This is a genomic window from Endozoicomonas sp. SESOKO2, assembly GCF_024606245.1.
In the GTDB taxonomy this organism is placed as follows: Bacteria; Pseudomonadota; Gammaproteobacteria; order Pseudomonadales; family Endozoicomonadaceae; genus Endozoicomonas_A.
Genome location: NZ_JAHHPQ010000584.1, coordinates 1 through 2,682 on the forward strand (window position 1 = coordinate 1; position 2,682 = coordinate 2,682).

Sequence of the window (2,682 nt, forward strand, 5' to 3'; positions counted from 1 at the left end):
TCCGAATAAATGGTACCAAACAGGCAAATAACCAGTTCCCCACCGTCCTGAATGAGTTTGCAGACCCCGGTGGTGCCGCAAACGCCACCTCTTTCAATCGTAATGTCTGGAACGGGCGTTATGGCTACTTACCTTTTCCAAAAGCTTTCTTCGAGCCACCAAGATTACCGGACGGAATTGATTGCACACGAGGGGCATTTGACTGCGGCATAAGAACACCTCTTCAATTGATCCATGACATTGAAATAGATCCAAACAGGTTGCCGACACGTACTGCTCCAACACCTGCGGGCATTAGTCTGACAAGACATTGTCCGCCTCATAGGGTTTATAGTATTTCATGGAACAGGAACGATGAGCACATAGCGGTGGCAATAAGTTCCGGCTCATACGTATACGATAGCAAGTGTCCATATTCAGGGGCTGTACAAATCTTTGGCATAGATGCTTCGGGGGATCTCGAACTCTTATACTCCCTGAACGAACCGAAAGACTTTGTAAGGACCCTTGACTACAATCACGATGGCAGCCGGTTGGCTGTCGGGGGAGATGAAGGAAAGGTCTGGTTTTACAACGTGCTGAATGGTTACGCTCTGGAGCACGTTATGCACGATAGTAAAAGCTGGGTGTGGATCGTTAGGTACAATCACAATGACACCCAGCTGGCGACCGGGGGACGTGATAGAAAAGTCAGAACTTATAACGGGACGAATCCGACCACTCCCCTGTACACCCTGGCCCTGCCATACGAGGTACGGAGCCTCGACTACAACCATGACGGCACCAGGCTGGCCACCGTGGGGAATGATGCGAAGGTCAGGATTTATAACGGGAAAATCCCGACTTCGCCCCTGCAAACTCTGTCCGATCCAAAAGGTCATATATGGGTCGTTGTCTACAACCACAACAGCACCCAGATAGCGGTCGGTGGGAATGATGATAAGGTTTGGATTTATAACGGGACGAATCCGACCTCCCCTCTGCACGTCCTTGAGGATGCAAAAAGCTCAATTCTGTGTATCGACTACAACCACGACGACACTCAGCTGGCAGCCGGGGGGTTTGATGATAAGGTCAGAATTTATGAAGTCAGGAATTCATTTAAGCCCCAGTACATCCTGGCCGATTCGAAAGCCAATATCCGAAGCGTTAAGTACAGCCACAGCGGCAAATGGCTGGCAACAGGGGGGGATGACCAACGTCTGAGAATTTATAAGATCGACATTCCATCGTCGCCTACACAGCCATCAGCCGACGAATTGATGACCACTTCTGTTCCCACTGCTTTGCTCAGTTCGCAGTCACCATCAGCAACATCATCTGCTCTATCATCGACCTCTCTAGGGTCATCAACCAGCGAGTTGAGCGCGGCTTCTGTAGCTCTTACTTCAGGTTCGGAATCACTAACAGAAGCTTCATCAGCTATACCATCGTCATCGGCAAAGCCACCATCCAGTGAATTGACCACTGTTTCTGTAGTTCGTACTTCACCCACTTCGGAATCGCCAACAGAAGCTTCACCAGCTATTCCAACGTCATCAGCGCAGCCTTCGACCAGTGAATTGACCACCGCTTCTGTGACCGACATTTCAACCCGTTCAGAGCCACCGTCAGAAACTTCATCCGCTGTCCCAGCGTCATCAGCACAGCCATCAACCAGCGCATTGACCACCGCTTCTGTGACCGACATTTCAACCCGTTCAGAGCCACCGCCAGAAACTTCATCCGCTGTCCCAGCGTCATCAGCACAGCCTTCAACCAGCGAATTGACCACGGCTGCTGCCATCAGAGCCTTAGAAAATTTGGAGTCACCATCAAACACTTCATCAGCCTTTGAAATATCATCTCCAACAAACACACCACGAACTAAATATTCATCGTCGTATACATCCCCGTCTGACAGTACATTCCCCACAACCGATTCACTTGATCTGTCAAACTGCCCACCACCAAAAGGCAAGCCTCTCTTTCAAACCTATGACGCGGAAAACCAGCAGATATACGTCGTCATTCAGCCTGAGTCGCCTTCCAAGGATGTTATTCTGGCACGCTATAAAGGTTCTGAACTGGATAAACAATTTGGTCGTTGCGGCATTGTGACTTACACCACCTCTGCTGACCACTCCAGCATACTGGATTCTTACCAGTCTCTGACAGGACAGGTGATTCACGAAACCACAGGCTCTCAACTTAACCTTGTTGCAACGACACCTTCAGGAAAAACAACCCTGTTTGAGTTCCCTTTAAGTGCCGCCCAGAAATATCCGGCACAATTGATCGCACGTAATAAGGTATTCCCTGAAAATGCGCAAATTAATGATACCGCTTATCATCAAGGCGTCATGTATTTAACAGGTACTCTAGATAACAGCCTATTTGTTGGCCGTTACCACCAGCGACGGCTCTTTTTTCCTGAAAACAGTGACCTGTATGATAAAGAACAAGGACTTAATCTAAAGCTCTCCCCAGATGGCGTAAGCCTATATGTAACCGGCAAAAGGTATGAAGATACGCCCTATCCTCTGTTTATCCGACAATACGACAGTCAACAGCTAAAACCCGTCGCCTCTTTTGGCAACAATGGCAAAGCGATAATAACTATCAACCACATTGTCACAGTTAACAACCAGCAGGACATCCTGATACAAAAAGACCAGATCTACGTTGCCGTATTCAGCCCTG

Annotated in this window: 2 protein-coding genes and 1 pseudogene; 2 read left to right on the plus strand and 1 reads right to left on the minus strand. The window is 48.7% G+C overall.

The window, feature by feature from the left end:
- Positions 1-605: 605 nt before the first annotated feature.
- Positions 606-1,163: pseudogene (locus tag KDK17_RS19635) on the plus strand (WD40 repeat domain-containing protein); the annotation flags it as partial.
- A 47-nt stretch (positions 1,164-1,210) separates the two neighbouring features.
- Here KDK17_RS19635 and KDK17_RS14175 read toward each other — a convergent pair.
- The gene (locus KDK17_RS14175) at positions 1,211-1,915 is read right to left on the minus strand and encodes a hypothetical protein (protein ID WP_257288332.1); all 705 of its coding nucleotides are present in this window, start codon (positions 1,913-1,915) and stop codon (positions 1,211-1,213) included.
- A 247-nt stretch (positions 1,916-2,162) separates the two neighbouring features.
- Between KDK17_RS14175 and KDK17_RS14180 the strand changes: the two genes are divergently transcribed.
- Positions 2,163-2,682: hypothetical protein (locus KDK17_RS14180; protein WP_257288333.1), on the plus strand; the 520-nt coding region annotated here is incomplete at its 3' end.